Origin of the sequence: Alcaligenes sp. SORT26 (assembly GCF_017377875.1) — a bacterium.
Lineage (GTDB): Bacteria > Pseudomonadota > Gammaproteobacteria > Burkholderiales > Burkholderiaceae_B > Alcaligenes > Alcaligenes parafaecalis.
Genome location: NZ_CP070975.1, coordinates 3,672,107 through 3,698,149, shown reverse-complemented (window position 1 = coordinate 3,698,149; position 26,043 = coordinate 3,672,107). Strand labels below are relative to the sequence as shown.

The following is a 26,043-nucleotide window of genomic DNA, read 5'->3' as shown; positions in this document are numbered from 1 at the left end:
GCCTTAAGGAGTTGCCGCGTGAGCCAGGCAGATTTTCGTGATGCCAGCGCCCCTGCCACCGTATGGCGGCAGGCGCGTACCCAAGCTGAAGCACAAGCTGAGAACCTGCCCCAAGAGGATCAGGATGCGCTGGCGCGCGAGCAGGCAGTTGCCCTGGAATTCAACGGCATCAGCCATAGCGCCTTGTTGTGCAGCCCCAGCGATCTGGAGGATCTGGCTTACGGATTCTCCATGACCGAGGGCATCATCCGTACGGCTGACGATATACGCGGCGTGGATGTGCTGGAAGGCGAGCGCGGCAGCCTGCTGCAAATCGAAATTGCCAGTGCCTGCCAGCATCAGCTCAAAGCCCGTCGCCGCCAGTTGGCCGGTCGCACAGGCTGCGGTTTATGTGGTCTGGAAAGTCTGGACGAGGTACGCCGACAGCTACCTCGTCTGGATGCTCCCGAGCACAGTCCCGATGCTGCCGCCATCTTCCAGGCGCTGGATGCTTTGCGCTCCAGCCAGCCCTTGCATCGACTGACGGGGGCTACCCATGCCGCCGCCTGGTGCAATCTGCAAGGCAACATCCTGGCCGTGCGCGAAGATGTAGGCCGCCACAACGCGCTGGACAAGCTGCTGGGCCACATGTTGCGCAACGATATTGATCCCCGCTCTGGCATGGTGCTGATCTCCAGCCGTGCCAGCTTCGAGATGGTCCAGAAGGCCGCTGCCATGGGCATCAACTTTGTGGTGGCCGTCTCCGCCCCCACCGCCTATGCCGTGCAGATTGCCGATGAACTCGGTGTCATGCTGGCCGCCTTTGCCCGTGACCGCAGCTTTACGCTGTACAGCCATCCCCACTACCTGAATTCTGCCGAGTCCCGCTCGGCCACATCACCATGAATATTGTTCCTTTGATTCCTATGGCCAACCAGATCGGCCAGTTCTTTGAAATCCTGAGCAATCGGGAACAAGGCCTGCGCGAGATTGCGGAACATATCCAGAAGTTCTGGGACCCGCGCATGCGCCGTTCCCTGCTGGATTTCGTTGCAGAGAACCCCAGTGGCAAAAGCGCTGATGGCGAGCTCTTGCCCATTGTTTTGCAGGCGGTCGTCGCCCACAAGCAGCAACTGGAACCACGCAGCCAGTAAGACACAGCGCAGACACAAAAAAAAACCCGCCTAGGCGGGTTTTTTCTTTGGGCTGAACAACGATTAATCGTGTTCTTTAACGCGGTACACCAGCACGGTGTTCTTGGCCATATTCAGCACCTTGATAGTCACGCTACCCAGCAACAGGCGAGACAGACCACTGCGGCCGTGACTACCGATAAAGATCAGGTCGCAACCTTCTTGCTCGGCTACCTGAACCACACCGTCGGCTACGTTGAAGTTCGATACGGATTTACCGGTTGCCTTGACGCCAGCGGTCTCGGCACGGTCCAGAATCTGTTGCAGGTATTTCTGCGACTGTTCTTTGGCGGTCTTGTCGTAGTCCTCGTCGGTAATGGCGTAGGCAGCCGCCATACCATCAAAGCCAACTGTGGCAGCAAATGGCTGCGTCACGTGCAAAGCCAGAACCTCGGCACCAATTTGGCGGGCAAAGGTCACGCCTTTGTTGGCTGCTTGGGAGGAGAGCTCGGAACCGTCAGTTGGAATCAGAATTTTCTTGAACATGGCATAACCCCTTTGAATGGAGACAGATAGCTTACCGCTGCATACCAGCACAGGACAAGCTAGTACAGACCTGAACCTTGAGCCAGGTCAGGATTCGTTCAATGCACGGAATAATACGGCACAACGAGTGCCCGTGCGGCAGTAAGCCAGAGTCGGGCCTGGCAAGGCTTCAAGTAATTGGCCAAAACGGGCAACATCAGCAGAAGTAATAGCGCTACCCACTACTGGCTGATACTCTACCTGCAAACCGGCCGCCTGGGCTGCTTGCATTACGTCGGCGGACAAAGGCTGGTCGGGACCACCTTCCATATCGGGCCGGTTGATAATGACGCTTTTAAAACCGGCATCGGCCACGGCTTGCATATCCTCTCCCGATAACTGAGGGGCGACGGCCAATTGCTCGGTCAAAAACTGGTGTGGGAAGGGCATAGAAACTCCTGGAATCGGGATAAACTAAATCAGTTCAAAGGAAAAATAGTATGTTCCCCCCCGAGAGTACGCAAGCCCCTTTCTCTGCGTCCCTGCCACAAGGCAATCACGCCAGTGCCTTGCTGATCCGTCACGCCACCGTGGACGATATGGCCGCGGTGCAAAACATCTATGCCTATCACGTGCTGCACAGTACGGCGACCTTTGAACAAAGCCCGCCGGACGAACAGGAGATGCGTGCGCGCTATGCACAAGTGCGCGAACAGAATCTGCCCTGGCTGGTCGCGGAACTGGACGGGCAAATCGTGGGCTATGCCTACGCAGGCACGTATCGCTCCCGTCCCGCCTATCGCTTCACCGTGGAAGATTCCGTCTATCTGGCTCAGGGTCAGATTGGCAAAGGCCTGGGCAAAGCATTGCTGGAGCAATTACTGCTGGAATGTGAAAAAGGTCCGTGGCGGCAAATGGTGGCTATCATCTCCGGCCATGACAGCCGAGGCTCCATTGCCCTGCACCGTTCGCTGGGCTTTGCCCATGTGGGCACCCAGCCAGCCGTGGGCTATAAATTCCAGCAGTGGATTGATGTGGTCATCATGCAGCGCAGTCTGGGCGAAGGCAGCCACAGCCAGCCTGCCCAATCGGCCTAAGCGTCTCTCTCAGGCAATGCGCAGGCTGTATTGATCCAGCCAGTGCTGCATGTCATTGCCTGCCAACACCTCATACTCCGCCAGACGCTGTATGCCCACAGGATCGTCCTGCACGCTGCTCAAGGACGGATGGCACATCATGCTGTCACCGTGCTGCATCACGGCCAGCCAGGCCTGTACCAAGGCGCTATAGCGTTCCTTGCCGCCCTGGAAGTCGTAAACACCGGTAAAGCTGCTATTCAAGGTCACGCCCTTGGCCCTGGCCTGACGCAGCAACTCCCTGGAACCCAGGGCAGCAATAATCTGCGCCTTGAATCTGTCTTTAAACGCAAAACCCGCTGCCAGACGCTGAGCTCCCGTGTAGCGCAACCAGGGCATGGAAGCGGCATAACGGCATTCCATTTCCGCCAGCAAGGCCTCGCGAATCATGGGCAGTTGATGCACGTGCTGATGCCCATCGATATAGTCCGGGCCCTGCCCCATGACGTCCTCAAAACGATCGAGCTGACGAGCCACGCTGTCCTTAACTCTGTCACTATCCAGGCGATGCAGCAGGCTACGAAGAATCACCTGCTTGAGCGGCATGGCATAGACGCCCGCTTGCGAGGCAAACTCGGTAAAATTCAGGTGCAAACCTTTTTGCAGCGTGCTCTGGCGCAGTGCCGGTGCATTTTGTTCAAAGCTGTCCCCATCCACTAAACAGGACGTTCCTGTCAGGCGTCGGGCCTGGGCCAATTTCAGAATGGCCTCGTCCACGGCAGGGGCCATGCCAAAATCATCCGCGCATATACTGATTTGCCTGTCTTTGGCCACTGCTCGCTCCGCTTTCTCTTTATGTCTCGTCAAATCATTCTGTTCATTCTGGTCGGCACCCTGGCCGCCTTCACGCACTGGGGCATTGTAATCGCCCTGGTGCAAACGCTGAGCCTGTCTCCGCTGCTGGCCAATCTTTTTGGCTGGCTGATTGCGTTTCTGGTGTCCTTTGGTGGCCATTACTGGCTGACGTTCCGATCCCAGAATGCCCGTTTTCTGCCTGCACTGTCACGTTTTTTTCTGGTGTCAGCCGCTGGCTTCGCGGTCAACGAAGCCAGCTATGCGTTTTTACTGAATCACTCCGGCCTGCGCTACGACCTGCTGCTGGGCCTGATTCTTATTGGTCTCGCAGTACTGACCTTTGTGGCTGGGCGGCTTTGGGCGTTCCGCCGCACATAAGCTCGTGATCGTCCTGATCAAAGCGCCACAGCGCAATGCGCTGATCTTCGTACAGGCGCTGAGCATGATTCAGCACCTGACTTTGACGTACCGCATCGGGCCCGCCGATCAACCAGAAAACCGCCTTGCTGTCCTGGCAAAGCTGCTTGCGTAAGGTCTCCCGATCAATCAAGGTCAAAGCCCCACGCTGCGGCTCGAAACGAGCCGCTTCCAGCAGCTCTTTACGCCAACTGTCGGTACGCATGATGTCAGGGTCATCCCAACGTCCCATGACGCTGATACTCTGCAAACCGGGAACGTAAAAACCAAGATCGTAGCGGTAGTTATTCAGAAACACGACACGATCACCGGGCTGATATTCTGCCGCCAGAACCCGGCCCAGCTCACGGCTATTCACCTGAGGGCGAAGCACCATCGTCACCACAGCAGCCAGACATAACAACACGCCGATAGCCAGGCTCCAGATGGCACGGCGTCCCACTGCGGGCTCACCTTCGCGCTGACTTTGACGTAACACGACATCCGCCAGAAAGAAGGCCCAAGGGCCAATAGCAGGCAACACATAGCCCACCAGCTTGGACGTGGGGATAGAAAAGAACACAAGCACGGTCAACAGCGCAGATAGCATCAGGCCACGCACGGCACCCAAGCCATCAGGGGCACTAGCCACTCCACGCACACGCCGGAACAAGAAAGGTGTCCAGCTCAAGGTGGCGACAGGCATCAGGGCAAAGTAGAACCAGAAAGGCTGGGGATTATTGAAGCCCGTTTCCAGAAAACGCTGAAAGTGCTGATAAACAATGTAGTAATCAAAAAAACCGGGATAGCGCGCCTGCATGGCCCACATCCAGGGAGTGGCCACCAACAGCAAAACCCCCAAACCGGTGACAGAAAACATACGCAGCAAAATGCGCCACTGGGCACGACCCAGCAACCAGAACACCAGAATGCCACCGGGTATCAAAATCCCGATCAAGCCCTTGGCCAGGAAAGCCAAGCCTGCTGTGGCATACAGACCCATCAAGGCCAAACGGTACGGACGCCCCTGCTCCATCTGCAAGGCAGCGTGCCCGCCCAGCAACACACAGCTACTGATCAAGGCCGCTACCGTCATATCCAGATTGGCGTAATGAGAGGCGCCGAAAAGCAAAGGGCTGCTGATCAGAATCAGAGCCGTCCAGCCCGCATGTTGCTGGCTGGCGTGACGCTTCAGAAATGCATGCATCCCGGCCAGCAGCAAGGCCGCCATCAGGGCAGGCACCAAACGGGCACCGACAAAATTCACACCCAGCACTTTCAGGCTTAGCGCACTCAGCCAGTAATGCAGAGGAGGTTTATGAAAAAACGGCAGACCGTCCAGACGCGGCACCAGATAATCGCCCGACTCCAGCATGGACAAAGCCACACCAACGTAGCGCCCTTCATCCGGGATCAACAAGGGGTAGGCCCCCAAGGTCAGCGCAAACCACAGCAACGCCAACAGGCCCACCGACACACTGGAAAGCGTGCCCAGACCCTGCACAGAGCGTCGCAGCCAATAGACCGGGCCTCGCTGCTGTCCCAGCGGCAAGGTGGCTACAGAAGGGGAATAGGAATTCTCGATACTCATCGTTCAAAGCCAAACCAATAGGGTTAGGCAGCCACCCGCGTGGCTGTCAAAAAACGATTCAGAGTATCGATGTAGCGTTCAATTACAACTAAGAGCAAACTGCCAATTAAACGGCGGGATTTGCTTTCAATCCTGCTGCTGGGCCGGACCAGACGTCGCCCTCTGCTCTTGGTCTGAGGCCAATGTAGCGCTCTGAGCCAAGCCTTGCCCCCGGCGACGATGCACCAGATACAAAGGCCGGTTTTTAACCTCGGCAAAGATGCTGGCAACGTACTCGCCTACCACCCCCAGCGACAGCATGTTCACGCCCGCAAAGAACAGAACAACCGTAATCAGGGTCGCCCATCCCCGGACCGCATCCCCATAGATCAAATGCTTGAAGATGATGAACAAGCCGTAGCTGAAAGACAGCATGGCCAACACAGCGCCAGCCAGACTGAGCAAACGCAGCGGCCAGGTCGTAAATGCAGTCAAACCGTCTACCGCAAAGCGCAACAGCTTGGCGGGTTTGAAGCGGCTGACACCATGCAGGCGCTCGGCAGGTGAATAGTAAATAGGCTCGGAAGGAAAGCCCACCCAGGCAAACAGCCCCTTCATGAAACGGCTGCGCTCGGGCAAAGCCAGCAAGGCATCCACAACGCAGCGATCCATCAAACGAAAATCGCCCGCATCCCGGGGTACCCGCAGGCCATTGGAGGTGCGCATCAACTTGTAGAACAAGCTGGTGCCTACCCGCTTCATCCAGGTCTCGTCGTCGCGGGTTTCCCGCACGGCATAGACCATTTCCAGGCCTGTAGACCAACGCTCCAGCATGGCTTCAATCAAGGCAGGAGGATGCTGCAAATCCGCATCCATACACACCACCACCTGCCCGCGACTGGCCTCCAGCCCTGCTGTCAACGCCGCTTCTTTACCAAAGTTGCGCGACAACTGCAGATAGACCAATTGAGGATAGGTTTGACGCAATTGCTCAACAACCAACGGCGTCGCGTCAGTGCTGCCATCGTCAACGAAAATGATTTCAAAATCCTGGACCAGTTCGCGCAGCTTTGCCACCAGGACCGGCAACAAAGCGGGCAGGTTTTCTGCTTCATTCAAACCAGGGATGACGCAGGAAAGCGTTTGGGCCTGTCTTTTTGTAATCATTATTTCTTGAGCACCATGCTGTAACAAAATCAGGATCCAGCCAACAAAAAGTAATCGTAGCCCGCCAGACCGCCTAGTGCAATTTACCTTCCGTGATATTTATCTTTCATAAAGAACGCCTCGGACCACCGTTGCGACCTTTGCACGCCGCAAGACGGGCCACCTACTTGAACACGCAACATCGATACTCTGAAACTCGCAGCCAGTGTAGGAAGGCGCGCGTTGAATCTGCGTGAAATCAGACGTAAAAGCCGCAGGTTTTTCAGCCATTTTCTTTCCGGCTTGACCCCAAAGAGCCAGGCCAATAAGATAGATAAAATATATATCTTTAAATTCAAAATATTATGGCTCTCAATGCTTTGTGTACCCGCCAGGAAATTCATGATCTGGTTTGGGACTTTTATGATCGCATCCGCATGGATGAAGTCCTTGGCCCCATTTTCTCCGAGCGCATCAAGGATTGGGATACGCACCTGGGCGTGATGGAGGAATTCTGGTCCTCCCTGCTGCTCAAGACAGACGGCTTTAACGGCAACCCGATGGCCAAGCACTTGTCGCTTAGCCACATCCAGGCCAGCCACTTTGAACAATGGCTGCGTCTGTTCAAGGAAACCTGTCAGGAACGCGAGAACCAGGCAATGGCCGAGCTGGCGCTGGAGTACGCTCAACGTATCGCCCGCAGCTTCTGGTTTGGTTACCAGTTTCAGCACAACCCCACCAAAGTGGCCAGCGAGCTGCAACTGCCTTAATCATGCGCCTGACTAATCTGACCGACTACGCCCTGCGTCAATTGATGTACCTGGGCCAGAACGAAGACAGGCTCTGTACCATCGCGGAAATTGCCCAGTACCACCAGATTTCCCAAGCCCACCTGATGAAAGTCACCCACCTGCTCGCCAAAGGCGGGTGGATTCAGACGCAACGGGGGAAAAACGGCGGCATGCGGCTGGCTCGCGCCCCTGAAGAAATCAATCTGGGCGAACTGGTGCGTTATACCGAAACCGATCTGGCCGTGGTGGAGTGCTTGGGCAGCGGCACCCACTGCATCCTGAGCGGACGCTGCAATCTGAGCAATATTCTCAAACAGGCTCTGGTTCAGTTTCTAAGCTATCTGGACAACTACACCCTGCAGGATATTATTGTTCCAGGCAGCAGCCCGGAACAGACGATTGCCTGGCCTACCAAGTCCATGCATTCGGCCTGATAGCAAACGGACGGATAGCAAACGGACGGATAGCAAACGGACGGATAGCAAACGGACGGATAGCAAACGGACGGATAGCAAACGGACGGATAGCAAACGGACGGATAGCAAACGGCCCCGGATTCTTTTGAATCCGGGGCCGTTTGTTTACGGTCTGACGCTGGCCTTAAGCCGGGAAGATCAGATCACTACGGACTGTACCAGGATGGGCACGCACCGCATCCAGCAAGTCCTGGGCCGGAACACGATCCAAATCCGTCATGGCATAGCCCAGCTCGCCCTGCGTCTGCAATTGCTGACGGGTGATATTGATGCCGTGCTGCGCCAGGATATTGTTCAGCCCACCCATCGCACCGGGTACGTTGCGATGTACATGCAGCAGACGAACCGCACCCTGAATATCGTAATACGACACTTCAGGGAAATTCACCGCGCCTTTAGTCGCGCCGCTACGCAAGTAGCTGACCATCTTCTCGGCCACTTCACGGCCAATATTCTCTTGCGACTCCTGAGTGCTACCGCCAATGTGCGGCGTCAGGATCACATTAGGCATACCGATCAGCGGGCTCTTCAACGGCTCATCCACGCTCTTCGGTTCGGTCGGGAACACGTCCAAGGCAGCACCGGCCAAATGACCGCTAACCAGAGCTTGGTGCAAGGCCTCAATATCTACCACTGTGCCGCGCGAAGCGTTGATCAGGATGGAACCTGGCTTCATGGCCGCAATCGTCTCGGCATTCATGATGTTCTGTGTGCCCTGCCCGCCTGGTACGTGCAAGGTGACCACATCGGACTCGGCCAGCATCTGCTTCAGGCTACCGTAAACACGGGCATTGCTCAGTGGCAGTTTGGATTCCACATCGTGGTAGAGCACGCGCATACCCAACGCTTCGGCCAGAGTACCGACCTGAGAACCAATATTGCCGTAACCAATCACACCCAAAGTCTTGCCACGGATCTCGAAAGCGCCATCGGCACTTTTGTCCCAGAAGCCCTGGTGTACACGCAGGTTCTTCTCGGGGATACGACGCAGCAACAAGATGGCTTCGCCCAACACCAGTTCGGCAACGGAGCGGGTATTGGAGAACGGCGCATTAAAGACCGGCACACCGTGGTTCTGGGCCTGATCCAGATCCACCTGGTTGGTACCGATACAAAAACATCCCAGCACTTTGAGCTGGTCTGCGTGCTCCAGCACCCGGCTGTCAAACTGGGTACGGGAACGAATTCCGACAACTTCGGCGCCTTTGACAGCGTCCAGCAGCTCCTGACCCGACAAGGCTCCCTTGTAGGTCTGAATATCGGTCAAACCAGCAGCCTCAAAAACTTCACGGGCGCTAGGATGAATGTTCTCAAACAGGACAATGCGACTCATGATGGTTCCAGTCATTGAAATAGTATCTAAATGGTACTATTTTTTTAGCCCGCCTGATCGAGCATCAACAATAGCAGCAGGGGATTCGTGTCCTGAAAACAAAGCAAGGCCATGAATCCAAAGCCAAATACAAAAACCCAGGCCTGGAAAATAAAATCCAGGACCTGGGTCACTTCAAGGCGGCCTAGCTCATGACAAGCCGCCTGAACAGTCTGCTATCAAGAACCAAATGGCACCGGACGTGGTGTGTTGTCACGCGAAGGTGGCAGGATTGGCAGCATGATTTCAGGCTGTTTGCCCGTCAGCGTTTTCAGGAACGCGACGATCTGGGCATTTTCCTCTGCAGAGAAACTGCGACCCAACTGCAGACGACCCATTGTATCCACGGCTTCGGTCAAGGTATTGACCGCGCCATCGTGGAAGTAGGGGTAGGTCAGCTCGACGTTACGCAAGGTAGGAACCTTGAAGTTGAAACGGTCAGCGTCCTTGCCTGTGACAGCGACACGGCCTTCGGCTGGGTTGCTGGTTTGGTAGGGCTCGATCAGACCCATTTTCTGGAAGGACGTACCGCCCAGGTTGGGGCCGTTGTGGCACGCCACACAACCACTACCCTTGAACAATTGGTAGCCCGCCAATTCCTGATCGGTAATGGCTTTTTTATCGCCCTTCAACCAAAGGTCAAAGCGCGAATCCGGCGTCACCAGGGTTTCTTCAAAGGCGGCAATAGCGGTGGTGACTTCATCAATACCAAAGTCAGCCTTGCCAAAGACTTGCTTGAACTCGGCCTTGTATTCGGGGATGGAGCTCAGGAACTCCATGGCCAGTTCGTGCGTGAACGCCATTTCCTTGGGGTTGGCAATCGGGCCACCGGCCTGCTCTTTCAGGTCGCTGGCACGACCATCCCAAAACTGGGCCACGTTCAGGCTGGAGTTCAAGACGGTAGGCGAGTTGATGGGACCTTCCTGCCAACGGTCACCAATGGAGGTACGGATATTGTCCGTGCCACCCATGCTCAGGTTGTGACAGGAATTACAGGAGATAAAGCCCGAACGGGACAAGCGGGGTTCAAACCACAGCTTTTTACCCAGTTCAACGCGTGCCGGGTCGGTGACAACCGCAGCGGGGATCGGCTGTACAGGCTCATTTTCCTGGGCTTGCGCGGCGGTGCCGAGCAATAAACCGGCGGCCAGAGCAGAGAGAGTGAACAGGCGTAATTTCATAACAACTTCCTTATGGGATGACAGAGCTTCCTGCCAGTAAGAGGTCCGGGTAGGACCCATAACCCTGCTGGCCTTATGGACATCGTAAGGAATGCCATTTCATTACACATTGATACATCGCAAGGAAAGAATCTTTCCTGAGATCCTTAGGGAACTTTCGGGTGAAAGTGCAACTACCCCGCAACAATCGCCTATAGCGCCTTGACGAAAGGCATAAAAAATGCCGCCTGTTTTCAAACAGGCGGCATGTCAGATTTATTGCAAATTGTGTTTTTTAGACGCCTAAATAGCGTGTCCACAAGGTGCGGTCTGCCCCTAAAGCTTCAGAATTCCCCTGCCAGACCAATTTGCCACGTTCCAGAATAATGTGGTGATCCGACAAGGCCATCAAACGCTCGACGTATTTGTCGATCAGCAAGATGGTCTGTCCTTCTTCGCGCAGTACAGCCAGACAGTTCCAGATCTCTTCACGAACCTTGGGTGCCAAACCCTCGGAAGCTTCGTCCAGAATCAGCAGCTTGGGATTGGTGACCAACGCACGGCCAATGGCCAGCATTTGCTGTTCACCGCCCGAGAGCTGGTTGCCCATATTGGACGCACGCTCGCGCAAGCGCGGAAAAAAGTCATAGACACGCTCGGGCGTCCAGGTCTTGTTGGCTTTGGGATTGCGATTGCAGGCAAAGGCCGTCAAGTGCTCGGCCACCGTCAGGTTAGGAAAGCACTGACGCCCTTCGGGCACAATGGCAATCCCGGCTCGGGCGATACGGTCCGGGTTCCAGCCCGCAATGGACTGGCCGTCGAACTTCACATCGCCACCGCGCACCGGCAACTGGCCCAGAATGGTTTTCAGCAAGGTGGTCTTGCCCATGCCATTACGGCCCAGCACCGTCACTACCTGCCCACTACGAATGGACAGATCTACCCCAAACAGCACCTGGCTGGCACCATAGCCACTTTGTAATTGAGTCGTTTCAAGCATGGCTTTCCACCTTGGTTGGAACTGGCGTGTCGTCATCACCCAGATAGGCTTGACGCACGGCCTCGTTATCGCGGATTTCGGCAGCCGTACCGGTCGCAATAATATGACCTGCCACCAATACAGAAATCCGGTCAGCCAGACGGAAAACGGCTTCCATATCGTGCTCGACCAGCAACATGGTGGCTTTGCCACGCATGGTTTCAATCAATTCAGTCAGACGCAGCGTTTCATCCGGCCCCATCCCTGCCATCGGCTCATCCAGCAACAGGACTTGCGGACGGCTGGCCAAGGCTAATGCAAACTCCACTTTGCGCTGCTCGCCATGAGGCAAGACACCGGCCTGAGTATGCAAAAGCGTGGGATCAATGGCGCATTCAGCGGCCAAGGCACGGGCCTGCTCGTACAGCTCGGTTTCAGCCTGACGAGCACGCCAGAAGCGGAAACTGCTACCACTGCATGCCTGCAAGGCCAGCACCAGGTTATCCAGCACCGTGTAGTTCTTGAAGATATTGGTGATCTGGAACGAACGTGCCAGACCGGCGGCAACGCGCTGGTGACCCGACAAGGAAGTCACATCACGCCCACCCAACAAGAGCTGTCCCGAATCCGGGGTCAAGGTGCCCGACAACAAGTGAATCAGTGTGGATTTGCCCGCGCCGTTAGGACCGATCAAACCATGAATTTCACCCGGCACCAGATCCAGGGACACATCGTTGGTGGCCTGCAAAGCACCAAAGCGCTTCATCAGACCACGGGCCTGCAACGCGGCCGTGCCGCTGCCCGCCGTGGAGGCGGCTGCTATCGTGTTCGTCATGCTTGCTCCTTGGCGGCAGTAGCGGGATCGGCAGCCGAACGGATACGCACCAGTCCAGCCAGCCCCTTGGGTGCAAAAAACACCACCAGCAGCAACAAAATACCCAAAGGCATGTGCCAGTACTCGGTCCAGTTACGCAGCATCTCTTCCAGCACCAGCATGACAAACGCGCCCAGGGCACCGCCATACAGCAAGCCAATACCACCTACCAGAACCATAATGATCAGGTCAGCCGACTGGGTCCAGTTCATCAGGCTAGGCGAGACAAACAGATTGTGATTGGCCAGCAAAGCACCGGCCAGACCCATGATGGCACCGCTCAAGGTGTAAGCCGTTAAACGAATGCGGTAGACGGGGTAACCCAAAGTCGTCATGCGGCTTTCGTTTTCACGGGTACCCATCAAGGCCTGCCCGAAACGAGCATTAACCAGGCGATTGAAGAGGAACAGAACCGTAATCAGAATGGCCAGAACCAGGTAGTAAAAGCTCAGGTCATTACCCAGATCAATTCCGGGCAAGGTAGATGGGCTGTACATGTTCAGGCCATCCTCACCACCGTATTGGCGCAAGGAGATGAACAGGTAGAAGATCATCTGTGCGAAGGCCAGCGTGATCATGATGAAGTACACACCGCGAGTACGCAGCGACACCGCACCGGTCAGGAAAGCCAGCAAGCCGGAAATCAGCATGGCAGCAGGCCAGGCGATCAGGCCGCTTTGCACGCCTTCAGTAGCCAGAATACCGACGGTATAGGCTCCTGCCCCGAAAAACGCAGCATGGCCCAAGGCCACCATCCCGCCATAACCCAGAACCAGGTTCAAGGCGCTGGCAGCCAGGGCATAGATGAAGATACGGCGTACAAACGAAATGTAGAACTCAAGCCCGTACATCGGTGCAATCAATGGGAAAGCCAATAAGGCTACCAGCACCAGGGCCGACAAAATACGCGAAGTAGACATACATTAACCTCGCGCCGGGAACAGGCCCGAAGGACGGAAAACAAGAACAACAGCCATCAGGACATAGATCGAAATGGCAGCAATCGTAGGACCGACGCTGGAAGCCACATCAGCCGGGAAGACGTTACGCAGCAACATGGGCAGGAACGCACGGCCAGCGGTGTCGACCATACCCACCAGCAAGGCACCTACAAACGCACCACGAATCGAGCCAATCCCACCGATCACGATACAGACCAGAACCAGAATCAGAATGTCCTCGCCCATACCAATCTGAACGGCGGTAATCGGGCCCAGCAAGGCACCGGCCAGCGCAGCCAGAGCAGCACCCAAGGTGAACACACCCAGGAACAGAATAGGCACACGCACCCCCATCAGGGTCGCCATTTGTCGGTTGGAGGCACCTGCTCGCACCAGCACCCCAGCCCGTGTTTTAGTCACGAAGGCATACAGGGCCAGCGCCATCACCAGACCGACCGCGATAATCATCAGGCGGAAAGCGGGATAGAGGAAATCAGGCAAAATTTCTACCGGCCCGGACAACAAGGCAGGCATATTCAACATTACGGGAGTTGGGCCCCAGATCATTTTGACCAGATCATTGGCGATCAAAATAACGGCATAGGTTCCCAGTACCTGAGCCAGGTGATCACGAGTGACCAGCTTGCGCAGAATGAGAATTTCCAGGGCAATACCGACCAGGGCTGTCACTGCCACCGCCACCACAATGGCGGCGGTAAAAGACCCTGTACGCTGCATGGTTTCCGCGGCCACATAGGCTCCCGCCATATAGAGGGAGCCGTGGGCCAGGTTCATGATATCCATAATGCCGAAGACCAGAGTCAGGCCCGCGGCAATCAGAAACAACATCAAACCAAACTGCAAACCATTCAGCAATTGCTCGCTAATCAGAATGAGCGACATGCTTTTACCACCTGTGAATCTTAATTAAGTTTGCATTCTTTGGCGTAGACGTCCTGGTAGGAGTCGAACACCTTGCTGACCATGCGGTTCACAAGACGTCCGTCCTGATCCTTGACCACTTCACGCAGGTAGTAAGCCTGAATGGGGAAGTTGTTGTTGCCGTAGGTAAATGGGCCACGAACCGAGTTGTAGTCGGCGGCCTTCAATGCCTTGAGCACAGCTTCGCGGTCGGACACTTTGCCATCCACTTGTTTGACGGCGGCGTCGATAGCCAGAATCACGTCATAAGCCTGGGCGGCGTACACCGAAGGGTAGCGGCCGTCGTAGGCTTTGCGGAACTCTTCCACAAAGGTCTTGTTGGCAGGAATATCCAAGTCAGGCGACCACTGGGCGGTGTTCAACATGCCCAGGATAGGCTCGCCCACGGCGGGGATAATGTCCTCGTCACCCGAGAAAGCTGGGCCCAGCAGAACCACATCCTTGTTCAGGCCAGCGGCCACAAACTGTTTGATGAAGTTGATGCCCATGGCACCGGGCAGGAAGAAGAACACGGCCTGAGGCTTGGCAGCGCGAATCTGTGCCAATTCCGCCGAGTAATCGATCTGGCCCAGCTTGGTGTAGAGCTCTTCGCTAACAGGTTTGCCGTAGCCACGTTTGAAGCCGTTCAGGTGATCTTTACCGGCCGGGTAGTCCGGGGCCAGGATGAACATTTTTTCGTAGTTGCGATCCGCAGCCACTTTACCGGCAGCTTCGTCAAAGGCGTCGTTCTGGTAGGACACGCCAAAGAAGTACGGATTACAACCGGCACCGGCCAACTGGCTGGGACCTGGGTTGCTGGTCAGGTAAGGCACTTTGGCCGAGAACAGGGCGGGCGCCACTGCCAGGGCTACGTTGGAGCCCACTGGACCCGTAAAGAAGTCGATCTTGTCACGCTGCACGAAGCGATTGACCAATTGGCGGGCCTGGTCGGGGTTACCGGCCATATCCTGCGCGATGAACTCGGCCGGGAAACCACCCAGCTTGCCGTCCAGTTGTTTGATGGCCAGATTAAAGCCATCACGAACCTCACCACCAACGGCAGCAAACGGACCGGATGTGTCCATTGCCATCCCCACCTTGATGGTATCGGCGTGAGCCAGAGAACCGCCAAAAGCCGCAGCCAAAGCTACAGTCAATGCAATACGTTTCATGTTATCTCCTTGCGCCACCGCGCTTATAGGCTGTCTTTAAATAAGATGCACAGCAGATCGAACTACAAATTCAACTATGCCAACCATTCATTTATAAATAGTTTAGTTATGAAACAATTTTGCTGGCAAGCTGTGGTTTTTACCTACACCCCTTAAATGCCTTGGTAATTCGACAGGAAACACACCCCTGTGCCAATCCCATAGACGGATAAGCACTATAACGACTGTAGAGATAGCCGTTTATGCACGTTTTCCTTGATTTTGTTAACAATGCCGCGCCAGACGCGCTGCTAAACTGGGGGCTCGCCTCAATCTTGGAGATCCCATGCGTATTTCCCACTCTCTGTGCCGCCTTGTCCTTGGCAGCGCCCTGCTCGTTCCTTTCCTGAGCAATGCACAGTCCTCGGAATCCGTTTATCTGGCCGATCTGGCCAAGTCCAACAAGCAAGTGGCCCAGCAATATCAAAGCCTGATGCAGGACGTCGCCAAAAACGCGAGTTGGGTCAAGGACTTCGGTACGGCTTCGCCGGGCGAGACCGTTTCTCTGGATGGTCGCAACTATCAAGTGTTCCAGGGCTGCAAGCCCCATGACTGCACCAGCTCCAGCTATGTGGTGCTGCTGGATACCCAAAAGCAGACCATTACCTATGGCGCTTTTGTGGAAAACAAGGAATCAGGCCCAGGTTTGGCCAGCAGCCAGATTCAATGGCTGGGGAATCCCGAGTTCGACCAGATCCGCCTGATGTCACCTGCCCTGTTTTAAAAAAAACAGCGCTTGACCTTGCCCCCGTGGCAAGCCTTAAGCTGACTCCATTGTTTCTATCAAAGGAGTCAGCTATGTCCACCTTCTCCGTACCCGACATGACCTGCGGCCATTGCGTGCGCAGCATCACCGAAGCCATTCAGGCTGTCGCCCCTCAAGCTACCGTCAGCACGGATCTGGAAAAACACCAGGTTACCGTTCAAGGTCTGGATGGCGCGCAAGCCCTGAAAGTGATTGAAGAAGCGGGTTACACCCCCAGCGCCCTGTAAGGACGACACGCCTGCCAAGGCGTCAGTCAGACAGAGAAAATAAAAAGGCCGGTATCAACCGGCCTTTTTTTATCGATACCTTGATGCCCTTACCTGCAGTGGCCGTCCGGTCTCGATACCGTCCCAGCCCAGACTGTCGATATTGACCGCAAGAATCGGAGTGCTTGCGATGAAAGACCAGCGTATTCTGGCTTCGTAATTAATGTTGTCAGGACTTTTGCCTCATGACTGCGAACCGTGCTTACGAAACCGACGATCAACGCTGGGCAGCCGTGCAAGCGCGAGACCCCGCTGCCGACGGCCTGTTCGTCTATGCGGTACGTACCACCGGCGTGTACTGCCAGCCCAGTTCGACAACCCGGCTTCCCAAGCGTGAGAACGTCGAGTTTTTCAATTCGCCCCAGGACGCTGAAGCAGCGGGCTACCGTTACAGCCGTCGCGCCCATGGAGATCAGACCAGCGCCGCAGCCGAACGGGCCGCAATCGTGGCGCGCGCCTGCCGACTGATCGAGACCTCGGAGACGCAGCCATCGCTGGACAAGCTGGCAGCCGAGGTGGGCAAGAGTCCCTTTCATTTTCATCGACTGTTCAAGGCTGAAACCGGCCTGACGCCCAAGGCATACAGCTCGGCCTACCGGGCTCGCAGACTGCGCGAGGAACTGAGCAGCAGGCCCGATACCTCCATCACGAATGCGATCTACGACAGTGGATTCAACTCCAACAGCCGGTTTTACGAAGCCTCTGAACAGTTGTTGGGCATGCGTGCACGCGACTACCGGGCCGGTGGTGCCGGTGCGATTATCCGTTTCGCGGTAGGCCAGTGTTCGCTGGGAGCAATTCTGGTCGCCCAGAGCCAACGTGGTATCTGCGCCATATTGCTTGGTGAGGACCCCGATCAACTGCTGCGCGACTTGCAGGATCAGTTTCCCAAGGCCGAAATCATCGGCTGCGACGGTGATTTCGAGCAGTTGATCGCCCGAGTCGTAGGCTTTATCGAAAGCCCCTCAATTGGCTTGCACCTGCCTCTGGACGTACAAGGCACAGCCTTCCAGGAACGTGTCTGGCGTGCGCTCTGCGAGATCCCGCCAGGCACCACCGTCAGCTACACCGAGATCGCTGAACGCATAGGCTCACCCAAAGCAGTGCGCGCCGTGGCCCAGGCCTGCGCCAACAACCACATTGCGGTAGCCATTCCATGCCACCGCGTCGTGCGGCGTGATGGCGATCTGGCTGGTTACCGCTGGGGTATAGACCGCAAACGTGAACTGCTACGCCGCGAAGTACAAGACTGATGATCGGCTGACTGCCCAATCGTCAAGAACGGGTTTGAGGGCAAGAAACGGAGTTCCCCCTCAGGCCGGGACAAATACGATGTGAATTCTCAAAGAAACCGCAGGAGATTTCACTCATGGCTTTGCTTGATGGAAAGGTTGCTCTAATTACCGGCGCATCCTCCGGTATTGGACGCGCCATAGCCTTGATGTTTGCCGAACACGGGGCAGCCATTGTCCTGACGGCAAGGCGCAGCGCCCTGCTTGACGAGGTCGCCAAGGAGATCCGGCAGCATGGTGGCCGTGCTGAGTGTGTGGCGGGGGACATCACACGAGCTGAAACCCATGAGCAGGCGATGGAGGTCGCGACACGCAAATTCGGAGGGCTGGATATTGCGATCAATAACGCCGGTATTGTCGGTGCCCTCAAGCCACTGGCCGAGCTGAGGCCAGATGAATGGCAAGCAACACTGGATACCAATCTTGGGGCAGCCTTTCTGGGTGCCCGCAGCCAGATTCCAGCCATGCTCAAACGCGGTGGCGGTTCGATTGTTTTCACGTCGAGCTTTGTGGGCACCAGTGTCGGCCTGCCCGGCATGAGTGCTTATGGTGCTTCTAAAGCGGCACTCATGGGATTGGTCAAAGGCATCACGGCGGACTATGCGGCTAAAGGCATACGGGCCAACGCCCTTTTACCTGGTGGAACCGATACAGACATCGCAGGGGACCAGAGCACCAAGGACTGGGCGGCGGGGTTGCACGCCATGAAGCGAATCGCCAAACCTGAAGAAATTGCGTCCGCTGCACTTTTTCTTGCCAGCCCCATGTCCAGTTTTGTGACCGGCTCCGCCCTGTTCGCGGATGGAGGCAATGCGGCCGTGAAATAAGCATGCGGTGCTTCCTGATAGTCGATGAAGCACCGCACTAATGGCAGGCGAAGACTGAAGCGTATTAGCCCAGTTGCCCTAACACCGGGAAGGTCTTGAGTACCCAGATAGCAAAACGCGCCAGCTCGCCGGTTGCCATGGCCCAGCCCATCACAATCAATACCAGACCCGCGCCCCAACGCATATAGCGCCCGACCTTCCTGATCTGTGTCATGCGCTGCAAAAACGGCGTCACAAAGCAGGCAGCCAGAATAAAAGGAACACCCAGGCCCAAGGCATAGACGGACAACAAAATACTGGCTTTGCCTGCACTGGCGGTACTGGCCCCCATCATCAGGATGCCCGCCAGAATCGGGCCAATGCAGGGCGTCCAGCCAAAACCGAACGCCAGCCCCATCACCGTTGCTCCGCCAGGGCCCGCCGCCTTGCCGGACTCAAAGCGGTAGTAGCGTTGCAGGCTCATGGGCATGCGCAGTACCCCCATCACACTCAGGCCTGCCAAGGCCACCATAATCCCGGCGGCGATATTGAGCTGATAGCGATAAGACAGCAGCATTTGTCCCAGATAGGACAAGCTGGCTCCCAGAGCAATGAAAACCAGCGAAAAACCAGCTACAAAGCAAACACTGCGCCCCAGCAAATGGCTGCGTTTGACTTCCGTATACGCCTGCCCATCCCCCGCCAGATAAGACAAATAGCCGGGGACCAGAGGCAAGACACACGGGGACAAAAACGACGCCATCCCCGCCAGAAACGCGGTTATCAGGGCAATCATGCCCAAATCCAAAGACACAATTTCCATATCAGGGGGCCGTGGCAGGTTCCGGTGCAGCGTTGGCGGGCAGACGCATACGCTCACGCGCCAATTGCAAACCCTGGTTGACGACCTTGGCGGTTTCGGAATCCGGCGGGAACTGTGCCAGCAAACGCTGCCAGTAGTCGATAGCAGCGGGGTACTGCTCTTTATGCAAGGCAGCCGCTCCAGCCAACATCAGGCCCAAAGGTTCTTCGGGATACAGCTCCAGCGAACGCTTGACCAGACGCCCTGGCAAACCATCCAGGGTGTCGACCCCGGCCAGGAGCATGGACTCCGCATATTCCGCCAAGGCGGTCGGGTCGCCGTCCACTACCGGCATGGCCTTGGCATACGCCTGCGCTGCTTCCTGATGGCGACCGTAATAACGATGTGAACGAGCCATCATCAACCAGGCACCGGGATCATCCGGGTTTTCTTTCAGACGTTGTTCCAGACGGGCGACCATAGCCTCAATATCCACAGGCTGTGCGTTGGCCTGCTGCTGCAAGGCCGCCGGGTCCAGCATGGCCGGATTCCCCAGGTAAAAGTACAGCGCAACAGCCGCGACCGGAATGCTGACCATCAGGGTCCAGGCCAGCTTGGGCGCACCTGTTTGCTGCACGGATTCCGTTTTCAACCCTTCGTTCTCTTCCAGCACGCGCTGGCGCAAATCCATCTGCGCCTGCTCGAAGTCCTGCTCAGAGAGCACACCCGCCTGTTTGTCGCGTTCAATTTCCTTGAGCTGCTCACGCAAAATCGCCAGATTGGCCTGCTTGTGTTCCACCACCCGCTGCAAGGCGGGTTTGCGTTTGACGCTCAACATCAAATACGCTGCGCACGCCAGCACCAGTAGCGCGGCCACGATATAAAAAGCAATAATCACGATTGTTCATCCCGAGAAGAGCCCTGCAACAGGGCATCGGCTTGACGGCGTTGTTGCTCGGTCAGCGCCGTGTCCTCACCCGCACGGCGGCGGCGGCGCAGGGTCAGGGCATAGATCAGAAAGCCCGTCAGCAACAAGAGGGCTGGCCCGAACCAGAGCAGCAAGGTGGTGGATTTGAAGGGCGGGCGATACAAGATGAAGTCACCGTAGCGATCCACCATATACGTCCGAATCTGGTCCGGACTACGCCCCTGCCCCAGTTGCTCCATGATCTGATGGCGCAAGTCCACAGCCAGTTCGGCACGCGAGGCTGCGATTGATTCGTTCTGGCACACCAGACAGCGCAGCTCGGCCGCTATTTCCAGCATCACCGACTCCTGGGCACCTTGTGCTCCCGACTGGGCTTGAGCGGACGGGAGGAGGAACCAGAAGCTGGCCGCCAAGGCGAGCATCCATTGACGCATCATCATGGCTGCTGCTCCAAACGACGAATTAAAGGCAACAAGGTTTCCTCCATGGATTCGCGCGATACAGGACCTATGTGCTTGAAACGCACAATACCCTGCTTGTCGATCACAAAGGTTTCCGGCACGCCGTACACACCAAAATCGATGCCCACACGGCCATCCCTGTCCATGACAGAAACCTCGTAAGAGTTGCCATTGCGCAGCAACCACTCACGGCTTTCCTCGGGCACGTCCTTATAGTTCAAGCCCACCACCGGCACCTTGTGCTTGGTAGACAATTCCTTGATAAAGGGATGCTCAGTCAAACATGGGTAGCACCAGGAAGCCCAGACGTTCAGCAACCAGACACGGCCCTTCATTTGCTCGCCCGAAAAACTGGCTTCGGGATTGTGCAATTGAGGCAGGCTGAAAGCCGGAGCAGGCTTGTCAAGCAAAGGCGACGGTACTTCGCTGGGCTTCAGGGTCAAACCAATACCCAGAAAAACCAGCAGCAGTACAAAGCCGATCAAGGGAACGGTAAAGCGGTTCATGCCTGCACCTGCGTATCCAAAGTTTTGTTTTGTGCCGCAGTGCGAGTTTGTTTGGCACGGTAGCGTCGGTCACTAATAGCCAATCCGCCCCCGAAAGCCATCAACAAACAACCCAGCCAGATAAAGTCCACCAGAGGCTTGTAGTACAAACGCACGCTCCAGCCGCCCTGATCGAAGTTGTCCCCCAAAGCCACATAGATATGACGCAAGCCATTGGCATTGATGGCCGACTCTGTCATCGGCAAGGCCGAGGACAGATAGGTACGTTTTTCCGGGTACAAGGTGGAGACGACTTTGCCATCCTGCAGCAGTTCTACCGTGCCACGTTCAGCAGAGTAGTTCGGGCCGGGCACAATGCGTACACCCTGGAAACGAGCGTCATAAGCACCCACTTGCGCGGTTTGGCCTGGCTTTAACAAGACATCGGTTTCCGTCTCGTAATGGCTGACCATGGTCACCCCCAACACAAAGACGGCCACCCCGATATGCGCCAGGTGCTGTCCCAGCCAGCTACGCGGCTGCGCAAACACACCCATACGGGTAGCGCGCACACGCTTGACCACATCAAACAGGCTACCCAGCACAATCCAGATCGCCAGGCCCGCCCCCAAGGCTGCCGTCCCCTGCCATTGACCATAAAGCAGAGGGACAGCCGCACCCAGCACCACGCTGAACACAATGACCAGCGCCAGTTGCCGCACCATATCCATCAAGCTGGCCCGCTTCCAGTTGGCCATGACACCAAAGACAATCAAGACCAGGGCCGGGATCATCAGGGGGACAAAAACCTTATTGAAATAAGGCGGGCCTACCGAAATCTTGCCCAGCCCCAGGGAGTCCATAATCAAGGGATACAAGGTGCCCAACAAAACCGTACCGGTAACCACTACCAACAGGACGTTGTTCACCAGTAGCAAGGACTCGCGCGACACCACGGCAAATTGCCCACCTGCACCGACACGTGGAGCACGCCAGGCAAACAGGATCAGAGAGCTGCCGACGATGACTGCAAACAAGGCCAGAATAAAGACGCCACGGGCAGGATCAGTTGCGAAAGCGTGGACGGAAGTCAGAACCCCCGAACGCACCAGGAAGGCACCCAGAATAGACAGGGAGAAGGTGCTGATCGCCAGCAGAACAGTCCAGTTCTTGAAGCTGCCGCGTTTTTCAGTAACCGCCAAAGAGTGGATCAAGGCCGTACCCGCCAGCCAAGGCACAAAAGACGAGTTCTCTACCGGGTCCCAGAACCACCAGCCGCCCCAACCCAGCTCGTAATAAGCCCACCAGCTACCGACGGCGATACCCAAGGTCAGGAATAGCCAGGCAGAGGTTGTCCAAGGGCGGGACCAGCGCGCCCAACTGGCATCCAGACGACCGGCCAGCAAAGCGGCAATCGCAAAAGCAAAAGCGACCGAAAAACCCACATAGCCCATATACAGCAAGGGCGGGTGAACAATCAGGCCAATGTCCTGCAAGAGCGTGTTCAGATCCAGGCCTTCTGCTGGCACCGGGAACATGCGCTCAAAGGGGTTGGAGCTGATCAGCACAAACAGCAGGAAACCGGCGGTGATCAGGCCCAACGCGCCCAGCACTCGAGCCAGCATGGCTTCAGGCAGAGAACGCGAATAGATACTGACGGCAAAGGCCCAGCCCGTTTGCATGAACATCCACAGCAACAGCGAGCCTTCATGCCCGCCCCACACTGCGGCGATGCGGTAGAACAAAGGCAGCTTGGTACTGGAGTTCTGCGCCACATAAGCCACAGAGAAATCAAAGCTGACAAAAGACCAGGCCAGACACAACAAGCTAAAGGCCACCAGGCCGAACTGCCAGCGTGCGGCCGGACGGGCAAACGCCATCCAGGCCAGATTGCCGCGCCAGGCACCGTATAAAGCCACCACACCTTGCGCCAGCGCCAGCACAAAAGTCAGGATCAGGGCAAAGTGCCCAAGTTCCGGGATCATGGCTGGGCTCCTTGTTTCGCGCGCTCGGCCTGCTCCATGGCGTGCATGGCCTCGGGCGGCATGTAATTTTCATCGTGCTTGGCCAGCACTTCTTCAGCCACAAAATGACCTTTTTCATTCAAACGGCCCTGGGCAACCACCCCTTTCCCCTCTTGGAACAGGTCCGGCAAAATACCGGTGTAGCTAACGGGCACTTGCGCGGCACCGTCCGTCACCACAAAGTTCACGGCCATACCTTGATCACCGCCACGGCGGATGCTGTCCATCTGCACAATGCCGCCAACTCGGAAGGTTCGGTTCTCGGGGCTTTGCCCCTGACTGACTTCGGTAGGGGTGAAAAAGAACACCAGGCTGCTTTGAAAAGCATTCAGGATCAGGGCGGTCGCTGCACCCAGCACCACCAAAGCGCCCAGAATCAGGGCCAGACGATTCTGTCGCTTAGTCATGACGGCTTTCTCCCAAAGCACGCTCATCACGCACCCGCTGCCAGGCCCTTGCCCGCCCTGCCCGGACGCTGAGCACTTCGCCCAGCATCAACACGGTACAGGCCAGCACCGAGCCCCACACATACACGGCATAGCCGCCCATAGCGAAAAAATCGCCCACACTCGACCAATGCATCATCAGCCCTCCGTCAAGTTGCGAACCCAGGCGGTATGCGCCTCACGTTCAAGAATCAAATTGCGCACCCGATACAGTGCGATGGCAATGCTGTAGCACCACATGGCCAGACTCATCAGCAACATGCCCGTCAACATGACGGTGGCCATGGACGGCGAGCTGGTCAGCGATACCGAAGCCCCCTGATGCAAGGTGTTCCACCACTGCACCGAGAAATAGATAACGGGCACATTCACCACCCCGACCAGGGCCAGGATGGATGCGGCTTTATCCGCGCGGCGCGGGTCATCAATCGCGCCCCGCAAGCCCATGAAACCCATGTACAAAAACAGCAGCAACAATTCGGAAGTCAGTCGGGCATCCCAGACCCACCAGGCCCCCCACATGGGCTTGCCCCACAGGGCTCCGGTGACCAGCGACAGCACCGTACAGATCGCGCCAGTAGGAGCCAGGGCGGCGGCCATCATGGCAGCAGTGCGGCTGTTGAACACCAGACTGAGCAAGGACCAGAAGCCCATCGCCAGATAGATCAGCATGGACATCCAGGACACAGGAACGTGCAGGAAAATGATGCGATAGCCTTCGCCTTGCTGGGCATCAGTGGGGGCCAGAAAAAAGCCTACATAAGCACCCACAAGAAACAGCAGAAATGCCAGGGTGGCAACCCAAGGCACGATGCGACCGGCCAGGACATAGAAGTTTTGAGGAGCGGCGTAGCGATACAAAAAGTTCATGGAATTTACTCAAGAGCAAGGCGCAACGCCGCTGCCGTAGCAGGTGGCGCAAAGAACAAAGCCAACAGTAAAAAAGCGGCCAGAACGGACAGATGCGCTTGCGCACCCAATCCGGCCTGAACCGCTTGCACCGCCCCCGCCCCGAAGACCAGCACGGGCACGTAAAAGGGCAAAATCAATAAAGCCAATAGCACACCTGCCGAGCGCAGGCCCAGCACCAACGCGGCACCAATCGCACCCAGCAAGGTCAGAACAGGCAGCCCCAGCGCTAAAGACAGCATCAGCACGCCCAGGCTGGACATGGGCAAACTGAATTGCAGCCCCAGAATCGGAGCCAGCAAAAGCAAAGGCACGCCGGTTAAAAAGGTATGCGCCAGCACTTTGCCCAAGACCCAAAGGCTAAGTGGCAGATGGGAAAACAGAACCTGTTCCAGCGCACCGTCCTGTTCGTCCTGTTCAAACAAACGGCTTAGCGACAGCATGGTAGCCAGCAAGGCCGACACCCACAGCACGCCAGGAGCCATCTTGGACAAGAGGGCCGCATCGGCTCCGACGCCCAAAGGGAACAGGCTGCACACCACCAGAAAGAAAACCAGAGGAATCAGAACATCACCGGGGCGACGCATCGCCAAGCGCCACTCGCGTTTCATCAAGGCGGCAAAGAGACTCAACATGCTTGCCCCAGATCCAGGTGCTGCACATCCAGATCCCACGGCAAAGTCTGGTGACTGGTCAAAATAACGGCGCCCTGCTTTTGCAAATGCTGTGCGATCAGCTCGCCTAGAAACTTCTGACCGGCACTATCGAGCGCGGTTAACTGTTCATCCAGAATCCACAAAGGGCGATTGCTTAGAGACAAGCGCACCAGAAACACGCGACGGCGCTGTCCAGCGGATAACTGCCGCACAGGAACACGACGGTATGCCAGCAAACCGCCTGCCCGTAGCGCCTGATCACAGGCGTCCTGTTCCAGCGGGACACGATCCTGCAAGAGCAAGCTGTCCAGGTTTTCTTGTACTGACAAACTGCCATTCAGCCCCGCCGCATGACCGCCATACACAAGCTGTCGTCGGTAGTCGCTATCGTTACGTTGCACGGGCTGGTCACGCCAGATAAGCTGGCCTTCATCCGCCTGGGCGATATTGGCCAGGATACGCAGCAAGCTGGTTTTGCCGCTGCCATTGGGCCCACTGACCAAACAACATTGGCCAGCATCAAGCCGTAGGCTCAGCTCGGAGAACACACGACGCTGGCCCCGTCTACAGGTCAGCGAAACAGCTTGAAGCACAGAACCCCCTTATCAAGAAAGCAAACAGAGCGAAGCCGCCCATGAAAAAAGGCGGCTTGCTTAGCTCGCTAAGTAATGACGAGCCTCTTTCAAGACAGGGGATGCCTGACTTAGTTCCGCAAAGCCCACGAGAAACTCCAGCTTATTGATCTAGGCCAATCCGGGTTCGGGGCTGCATTCTTGATAAGATGCTGCCTTAGTACT

At 56.5% G+C, this 26,043-nt stretch carries 32 protein-coding genes; 10 read left to right on the top strand and 22 right to left on the bottom strand.

The window, feature by feature from the left end:
- The first annotated feature begins 18 nt into the window (after positions 1 to 18).
- Together fdhD and JYG33_RS16880 are read left to right on the top strand one after the other, a co-directional pair.
- On the top strand, positions 19 to 885 hold the full coding sequence (fdhD, locus tag JYG33_RS16885; RefSeq protein ID WP_207873305.1) for a formate dehydrogenase accessory sulfurtransferase FdhD: 867 nt from the start codon (positions 19 to 21) through the stop codon (positions 883 to 885).
- Positions 882 to 1,133, top strand: a complete 252-nt coding sequence (locus JYG33_RS16880; protein ID WP_199265411.1) for a formate dehydrogenase subunit delta — start codon at positions 882 to 884, stop codon at positions 1,131 to 1,133. The genes fdhD and JYG33_RS16880 overlap by 4 nt, the downstream gene beginning before the upstream one ends.
- A gap of 63 nt (positions 1,134 to 1,196) precedes the next feature.
- Here the strand turns inward: JYG33_RS16880 and JYG33_RS16875 are convergent, their stop codons facing one another.
- Complete coding sequence (locus tag JYG33_RS16875) at positions 1,197 to 1,658, bottom strand: universal stress protein (RefSeq protein ID WP_207873304.1); 462 nt, start codon at positions 1,656 to 1,658, stop codon at positions 1,197 to 1,199.
- 87 nt (positions 1,659 to 1,745) lie between these two features.
- Positions 1,746 to 2,087 (bottom strand): TIGR01244 family sulfur transferase, encoded by a 342-nt coding sequence (locus JYG33_RS16870; RefSeq protein WP_207873303.1) that lies wholly within the window; start codon positions 2,085 to 2,087, stop codon positions 1,746 to 1,748.
- A 50-nt stretch (positions 2,088 to 2,137) separates the two neighbouring features.
- Here JYG33_RS16870 and JYG33_RS16865 point away from each other — a divergent pair, with 50 nt between their 5' ends.
- The gene (locus JYG33_RS16865) at positions 2,138 to 2,734 is read left to right on the top strand and encodes a GNAT family N-acetyltransferase (RefSeq protein ID WP_207873302.1); all 597 of its coding nucleotides are present in this window, start codon (positions 2,138 to 2,140) and stop codon (positions 2,732 to 2,734) included.
- Between the two features lie 9 nt (positions 2,735 to 2,743).
- Here JYG33_RS16865 and JYG33_RS16860 read toward each other — a convergent pair whose 3' ends face one another.
- A complete protein-coding gene (locus tag JYG33_RS16860; protein ID WP_243430213.1) occupies positions 2,744 to 3,502 on the bottom strand; it encodes a ChbG/HpnK family deacetylase in 759 nt (252 codons plus the stop codon).
- A 66-nt stretch (positions 3,503 to 3,568) separates the two neighbouring features.
- On the opposite strand from JYG33_RS16860, the gene JYG33_RS16855 reads away from it, so the two are divergent.
- The gene (locus JYG33_RS16855) at positions 3,569 to 3,946 is read left to right on the top strand and encodes a GtrA family protein (RefSeq protein ID WP_207873300.1); all 378 of its coding nucleotides are present in this window, start codon (positions 3,569 to 3,571) and stop codon (positions 3,944 to 3,946) included.
- Here the strand turns inward: JYG33_RS16855 and JYG33_RS16850 are convergent.
- Positions 3,885 to 5,555 (bottom strand): glycosyltransferase family 39 protein, encoded by a 1,671-nt coding sequence (locus JYG33_RS16850; protein ID WP_243430212.1) that lies wholly within the window; start codon positions 5,553 to 5,555, stop codon positions 3,885 to 3,887. The two genes, JYG33_RS16855 and JYG33_RS16850, sit on opposite strands and share 62 nt — an antisense overlap.
- Before the next feature lie 126 nt (positions 5,556 to 5,681).
- Positions 5,682 to 6,701, bottom strand: a complete 1,020-nt coding sequence (locus tag JYG33_RS16845; RefSeq protein ID WP_207873299.1) for a glycosyltransferase family 2 protein — start codon at positions 6,699 to 6,701, stop codon at positions 5,682 to 5,684.
- 344 nt (positions 6,702 to 7,045) lie between these two features.
- Between JYG33_RS16845 and JYG33_RS16840 the strand changes: the two genes are divergently transcribed.
- Entirely contained in the window at positions 7,046 to 7,450 is a 405-nt protein-coding gene (locus tag JYG33_RS16840) for a group III truncated hemoglobin (protein ID WP_207873298.1), read from the top strand.
- 2 nt (positions 7,451 to 7,452) lie between these two features.
- Complete coding sequence (locus JYG33_RS16835; RefSeq protein ID WP_207873297.1) at positions 7,453 to 7,905, top strand: Rrf2 family transcriptional regulator; 453 nt, start codon at positions 7,453 to 7,455, stop codon at positions 7,903 to 7,905.
- Between the two features lie 166 nt (positions 7,906 to 8,071).
- Here the strand turns inward: JYG33_RS16835 and serA are convergent, their stop codons facing one another.
- The 7 genes from serA to JYG33_RS16800 form a co-directional block, all read right to left on the bottom strand.
- Positions 8,072 to 9,280, bottom strand: coding sequence for a phosphoglycerate dehydrogenase (gene serA / locus JYG33_RS16830; protein WP_207873296.1), 1,209 nt, complete (start codon positions 9,278 to 9,280; stop codon positions 8,072 to 8,074).
- 218 nt (positions 9,281 to 9,498) lie between these two features.
- Positions 9,499 to 10,500: a cytochrome-c peroxidase gene (locus tag JYG33_RS16825; protein ID WP_207873295.1), complete on the bottom strand. Its 1,002-nt coding sequence runs from the start codon at positions 10,498 to 10,500 to the stop codon at positions 9,499 to 9,501.
- 274 nt (positions 10,501 to 10,774) lie between these two features.
- Positions 10,775 to 11,479 (bottom strand): ABC transporter ATP-binding protein, encoded by a 705-nt coding sequence (locus JYG33_RS16820; protein ID WP_009462239.1) that lies wholly within the window; start codon positions 11,477 to 11,479, stop codon positions 10,775 to 10,777.
- Entirely contained in the window at positions 11,472 to 12,293 is an 822-nt protein-coding gene (locus JYG33_RS16815) for an ABC transporter ATP-binding protein (RefSeq protein WP_207873294.1), read from the bottom strand. Before JYG33_RS16815 ends, JYG33_RS16820 begins: the two co-directional genes overlap by 8 nt.
- Positions 12,290 to 13,252 (bottom strand): branched-chain amino acid ABC transporter permease, encoded by a 963-nt coding sequence (locus JYG33_RS16810; protein ID WP_207873293.1) that lies wholly within the window; start codon positions 13,250 to 13,252, stop codon positions 12,290 to 12,292. The genes JYG33_RS16815 and JYG33_RS16810 overlap by 4 nt, the downstream gene beginning before the upstream one ends.
- A gap of 3 nt (positions 13,253 to 13,255) precedes the next feature.
- Entirely contained in the window at positions 13,256 to 14,176 is a 921-nt protein-coding gene (locus JYG33_RS16805; RefSeq protein ID WP_207873292.1) for a branched-chain amino acid ABC transporter permease, read from the bottom strand.
- Between the two features lie 20 nt (positions 14,177 to 14,196).
- Positions 14,197 to 15,366: an ABC transporter substrate-binding protein gene (locus JYG33_RS16800; RefSeq protein WP_207873291.1), complete on the bottom strand. Its 1,170-nt coding sequence runs from the start codon at positions 15,364 to 15,366 to the stop codon at positions 14,197 to 14,199.
- Between the two features lie 325 nt (positions 15,367 to 15,691).
- Between JYG33_RS16800 and JYG33_RS16795 the strand changes: the two genes are divergently transcribed.
- The 4 genes from JYG33_RS16795 (at position 15,692) to JYG33_RS16780 (ending at position 18,556) form a co-directional block, all read left to right on the top strand.
- Positions 15,692 to 16,129, top strand: a complete 438-nt coding sequence (locus JYG33_RS16795) for an Ivy family c-type lysozyme inhibitor (RefSeq protein WP_207873290.1) — start codon at positions 15,692 to 15,694, stop codon at positions 16,127 to 16,129.
- Positions 16,130 to 16,203: 74 nt separating this feature from the next.
- Complete coding sequence (locus JYG33_RS16790; protein ID WP_022983238.1) at positions 16,204 to 16,398, top strand: heavy-metal-associated domain-containing protein; 195 nt, start codon at positions 16,204 to 16,206, stop codon at positions 16,396 to 16,398.
- A 224-nt stretch (positions 16,399 to 16,622) separates the two neighbouring features.
- Positions 16,623 to 17,690: a bifunctional DNA-binding transcriptional regulator/O6-methylguanine-DNA methyltransferase Ada gene (ada, locus tag JYG33_RS16785; protein ID WP_207873289.1), complete on the top strand. Its 1,068-nt coding sequence runs from the start codon at positions 16,623 to 16,625 to the stop codon at positions 17,688 to 17,690.
- Positions 17,691 to 17,806: 116 nt separating this feature from the next.
- Positions 17,807 to 18,556, top strand: coding sequence for an SDR family oxidoreductase (locus JYG33_RS16780; protein ID WP_207873288.1), 750 nt, complete (start codon positions 17,807 to 17,809; stop codon positions 18,554 to 18,556).
- Between the two features lie 64 nt (positions 18,557 to 18,620).
- Here the strand turns inward: JYG33_RS16780 and JYG33_RS16775 are convergent, their stop codons facing one another.
- From JYG33_RS16775 to ccmA, 10 genes are read right to left on the bottom strand one after another with little or no spacing between them, the layout of a single operon-like run.
- Positions 18,621 to 19,331: a cytochrome c biogenesis protein CcdA gene (locus JYG33_RS16775; RefSeq protein ID WP_222667713.1), complete on the bottom strand. Its 711-nt coding sequence runs from the start codon at positions 19,329 to 19,331 to the stop codon at positions 18,621 to 18,623.
- A 28-nt stretch (positions 19,332 to 19,359) separates the two neighbouring features.
- Positions 19,360 to 20,235: a c-type cytochrome biogenesis protein CcmI gene (gene ccmI, locus JYG33_RS16770; protein ID WP_207873286.1), complete on the bottom strand. Its 876-nt coding sequence runs from the start codon at positions 20,233 to 20,235 to the stop codon at positions 19,360 to 19,362.
- Positions 20,232 to 20,705 (bottom strand): cytochrome c-type biogenesis protein, encoded by a 474-nt coding sequence (locus JYG33_RS16765; RefSeq protein WP_207873285.1) that lies wholly within the window; start codon positions 20,703 to 20,705, stop codon positions 20,232 to 20,234. Before JYG33_RS16765 ends, ccmI begins: the two co-directional genes overlap by 4 nt.
- Complete coding sequence (locus tag JYG33_RS16760) at positions 20,702 to 21,232, bottom strand: DsbE family thiol:disulfide interchange protein (RefSeq protein ID WP_207873284.1); 531 nt, start codon at positions 21,230 to 21,232, stop codon at positions 20,702 to 20,704. Before JYG33_RS16760 ends, JYG33_RS16765 begins: the two co-directional genes overlap by 4 nt.
- Positions 21,229 to 23,196, bottom strand: coding sequence for a heme lyase CcmF/NrfE family subunit (locus tag JYG33_RS16755; RefSeq protein ID WP_207873283.1), 1,968 nt, complete (start codon positions 23,194 to 23,196; stop codon positions 21,229 to 21,231). Before JYG33_RS16755 ends, JYG33_RS16760 begins: the two co-directional genes overlap by 4 nt.
- Positions 23,193 to 23,642, bottom strand: a complete 450-nt coding sequence (gene ccmE / locus JYG33_RS16750) for a cytochrome c maturation protein CcmE (RefSeq protein ID WP_207873282.1) — start codon at positions 23,640 to 23,642, stop codon at positions 23,193 to 23,195. The genes JYG33_RS16755 and ccmE overlap by 4 nt, the downstream gene beginning before the upstream one ends.
- On the bottom strand, positions 23,635 to 23,820 hold the full coding sequence (gene ccmD, locus JYG33_RS16745) for a heme exporter protein CcmD (protein WP_243430211.1): 186 nt from the start codon (positions 23,818 to 23,820) through the stop codon (positions 23,635 to 23,637). The genes ccmE and ccmD overlap by 8 nt, the downstream gene beginning before the upstream one ends.
- Positions 23,820 to 24,551 (bottom strand): heme ABC transporter permease CcmC, encoded by a 732-nt coding sequence (ccmC, locus tag JYG33_RS16740; protein ID WP_207873281.1) that lies wholly within the window; start codon positions 24,549 to 24,551, stop codon positions 23,820 to 23,822. Before ccmC ends, ccmD begins: the two co-directional genes overlap by 1 nt.
- A gap of 5 nt (positions 24,552 to 24,556) precedes the next feature.
- Complete coding sequence (gene ccmB / locus JYG33_RS16735) at positions 24,557 to 25,225, bottom strand: heme exporter protein CcmB (protein WP_207873280.1); 669 nt, start codon at positions 25,223 to 25,225, stop codon at positions 24,557 to 24,559.
- The gene (gene ccmA, locus JYG33_RS16730) at positions 25,219 to 25,839 is read right to left on the bottom strand and encodes a cytochrome c biogenesis heme-transporting ATPase CcmA (RefSeq protein WP_207873279.1); all 621 of its coding nucleotides are present in this window, start codon (positions 25,837 to 25,839) and stop codon (positions 25,219 to 25,221) included. Before ccmA ends, ccmB begins: the two co-directional genes overlap by 7 nt.
- Positions 25,840 to 26,043 lie beyond the last annotated feature (204 nt).

Coding starts and splice junctions, on each gene's coding strand:
- JYG33_RS16880 (WP_199265411.1), top strand. CDS start 882: ATGAATATTGTTCCTTTGATTCCTATGGCCAACCAGATCGGCCAGTTC.
- JYG33_RS16875 (WP_207873304.1), bottom strand. CDS start 1,658: ATGTTCAAGAAAATTCTGATTCCAACTGACGGTTCCGAGCTCTCCTCC.
- JYG33_RS16870 (WP_207873303.1), bottom strand. CDS start 2,087: ATGCCCTTCCCACACCAGTTTTTGACCGAGCAATTGGCCGTCGCCCCT.
- JYG33_RS16865 (WP_207873302.1), top strand. CDS start 2,138: ATGTTCCCCCCCGAGAGTACGCAAGCCCCTTTCTCTGCGTCCCTGCCA.
- JYG33_RS16860 (WP_243430213.1), bottom strand. CDS start 3,502: ATGGCCCCTGCCGTGGACGAGGCCATTCTGAAATTGGCCCAGGCCCGA.
- JYG33_RS16855 (WP_207873300.1), top strand. CDS start 3,569: ATGTCTCGTCAAATCATTCTGTTCATTCTGGTCGGCACCCTGGCCGCC.
- JYG33_RS16850 (WP_243430212.1), bottom strand. CDS start 5,555: ATGAGTATCGAGAATTCCTATTCCCCTTCTGTAGCCACCTTGCCGCTG.
- JYG33_RS16845 (WP_207873299.1), bottom strand. CDS start 6,701: ATGATTACAAAAAGACAGGCCCAAACGCTTTCCTGCGTCATCCCTGGT.
- JYG33_RS16840 (WP_207873298.1), top strand. CDS start 7,046: ATGGCTCTCAATGCTTTGTGTACCCGCCAGGAAATTCATGATCTGGTT.
- JYG33_RS16835 (WP_207873297.1), top strand. CDS start 7,453: ATGCGCCTGACTAATCTGACCGACTACGCCCTGCGTCAATTGATGTAC.
- serA (WP_207873296.1), bottom strand. CDS start 9,280: ATGAGTCGCATTGTCCTGTTTGAGAACATTCATCCTAGCGCCCGTGAA.
- JYG33_RS16825 (WP_207873295.1), bottom strand. CDS start 10,500: ATGAAATTACGCCTGTTCACTCTCTCTGCTCTGGCCGCCGGTTTATTG.
- JYG33_RS16820 (WP_009462239.1), bottom strand. CDS start 11,479: ATGCTTGAAACGACTCAATTACAAAGTGGCTATGGTGCCAGCCAGGTG.
- JYG33_RS16815 (WP_207873294.1), bottom strand. CDS start 12,293: ATGACGAACACGATAGCAGCCGCCTCCACGGCGGGCAGCGGCACGGCC.
- JYG33_RS16810 (WP_207873293.1), bottom strand. CDS start 13,252: ATGTCTACTTCGCGTATTTTGTCGGCCCTGGTGCTGGTAGCCTTATTG.
- JYG33_RS16805 (WP_207873292.1), bottom strand. CDS start 14,176: ATGTCGCTCATTCTGATTAGCGAGCAATTGCTGAATGGTTTGCAGTTT.
- JYG33_RS16800 (WP_207873291.1), bottom strand. CDS start 15,366: ATGAAACGTATTGCATTGACTGTAGCTTTGGCTGCGGCTTTTGGCGGT.
- JYG33_RS16795 (WP_207873290.1), top strand. CDS start 15,692: ATGCGTATTTCCCACTCTCTGTGCCGCCTTGTCCTTGGCAGCGCCCTG.
- JYG33_RS16790 (WP_022983238.1), top strand. CDS start 16,204: ATGTCCACCTTCTCCGTACCCGACATGACCTGCGGCCATTGCGTGCGC.
- ada (WP_207873289.1), top strand. CDS start 16,623: ATGACTGCGAACCGTGCTTACGAAACCGACGATCAACGCTGGGCAGCC.
- JYG33_RS16780 (WP_207873288.1), top strand. CDS start 17,807: ATGGCTTTGCTTGATGGAAAGGTTGCTCTAATTACCGGCGCATCCTCC.
- JYG33_RS16775 (WP_222667713.1), bottom strand. CDS start 19,331: ATGATTGCCCTGATAACCGCGTTTCTGGCGGGGATGGCGTCGTTTTTG.
- JYG33_RS16765 (WP_207873285.1), bottom strand. CDS start 20,705: ATGATGATGCGTCAATGGATGCTCGCCTTGGCGGCCAGCTTCTGGTTC.
- JYG33_RS16760 (WP_207873284.1), bottom strand. CDS start 21,232: ATGAACCGCTTTACCGTTCCCTTGATCGGCTTTGTACTGCTGCTGGTT.
- JYG33_RS16755 (WP_207873283.1), bottom strand. CDS start 23,196: ATGATCCCGGAACTTGGGCACTTTGCCCTGATCCTGACTTTTGTGCTG.
- ccmE (WP_207873282.1), bottom strand. CDS start 23,642: ATGACTAAGCGACAGAATCGTCTGGCCCTGATTCTGGGCGCTTTGGTG.
- ccmD (WP_243430211.1), bottom strand. CDS start 23,820: ATGATGCATTGGTCGAGTGTGGGCGATTTTTTCGCTATGGGCGGCTAT.
- ccmC (WP_207873281.1), bottom strand. CDS start 24,551: ATGAACTTTTTGTATCGCTACGCCGCTCCTCAAAACTTCTATGTCCTG.
- ccmB (WP_207873280.1), bottom strand. CDS start 25,225: ATGTTGAGTCTCTTTGCCGCCTTGATGAAACGCGAGTGGCGCTTGGCG.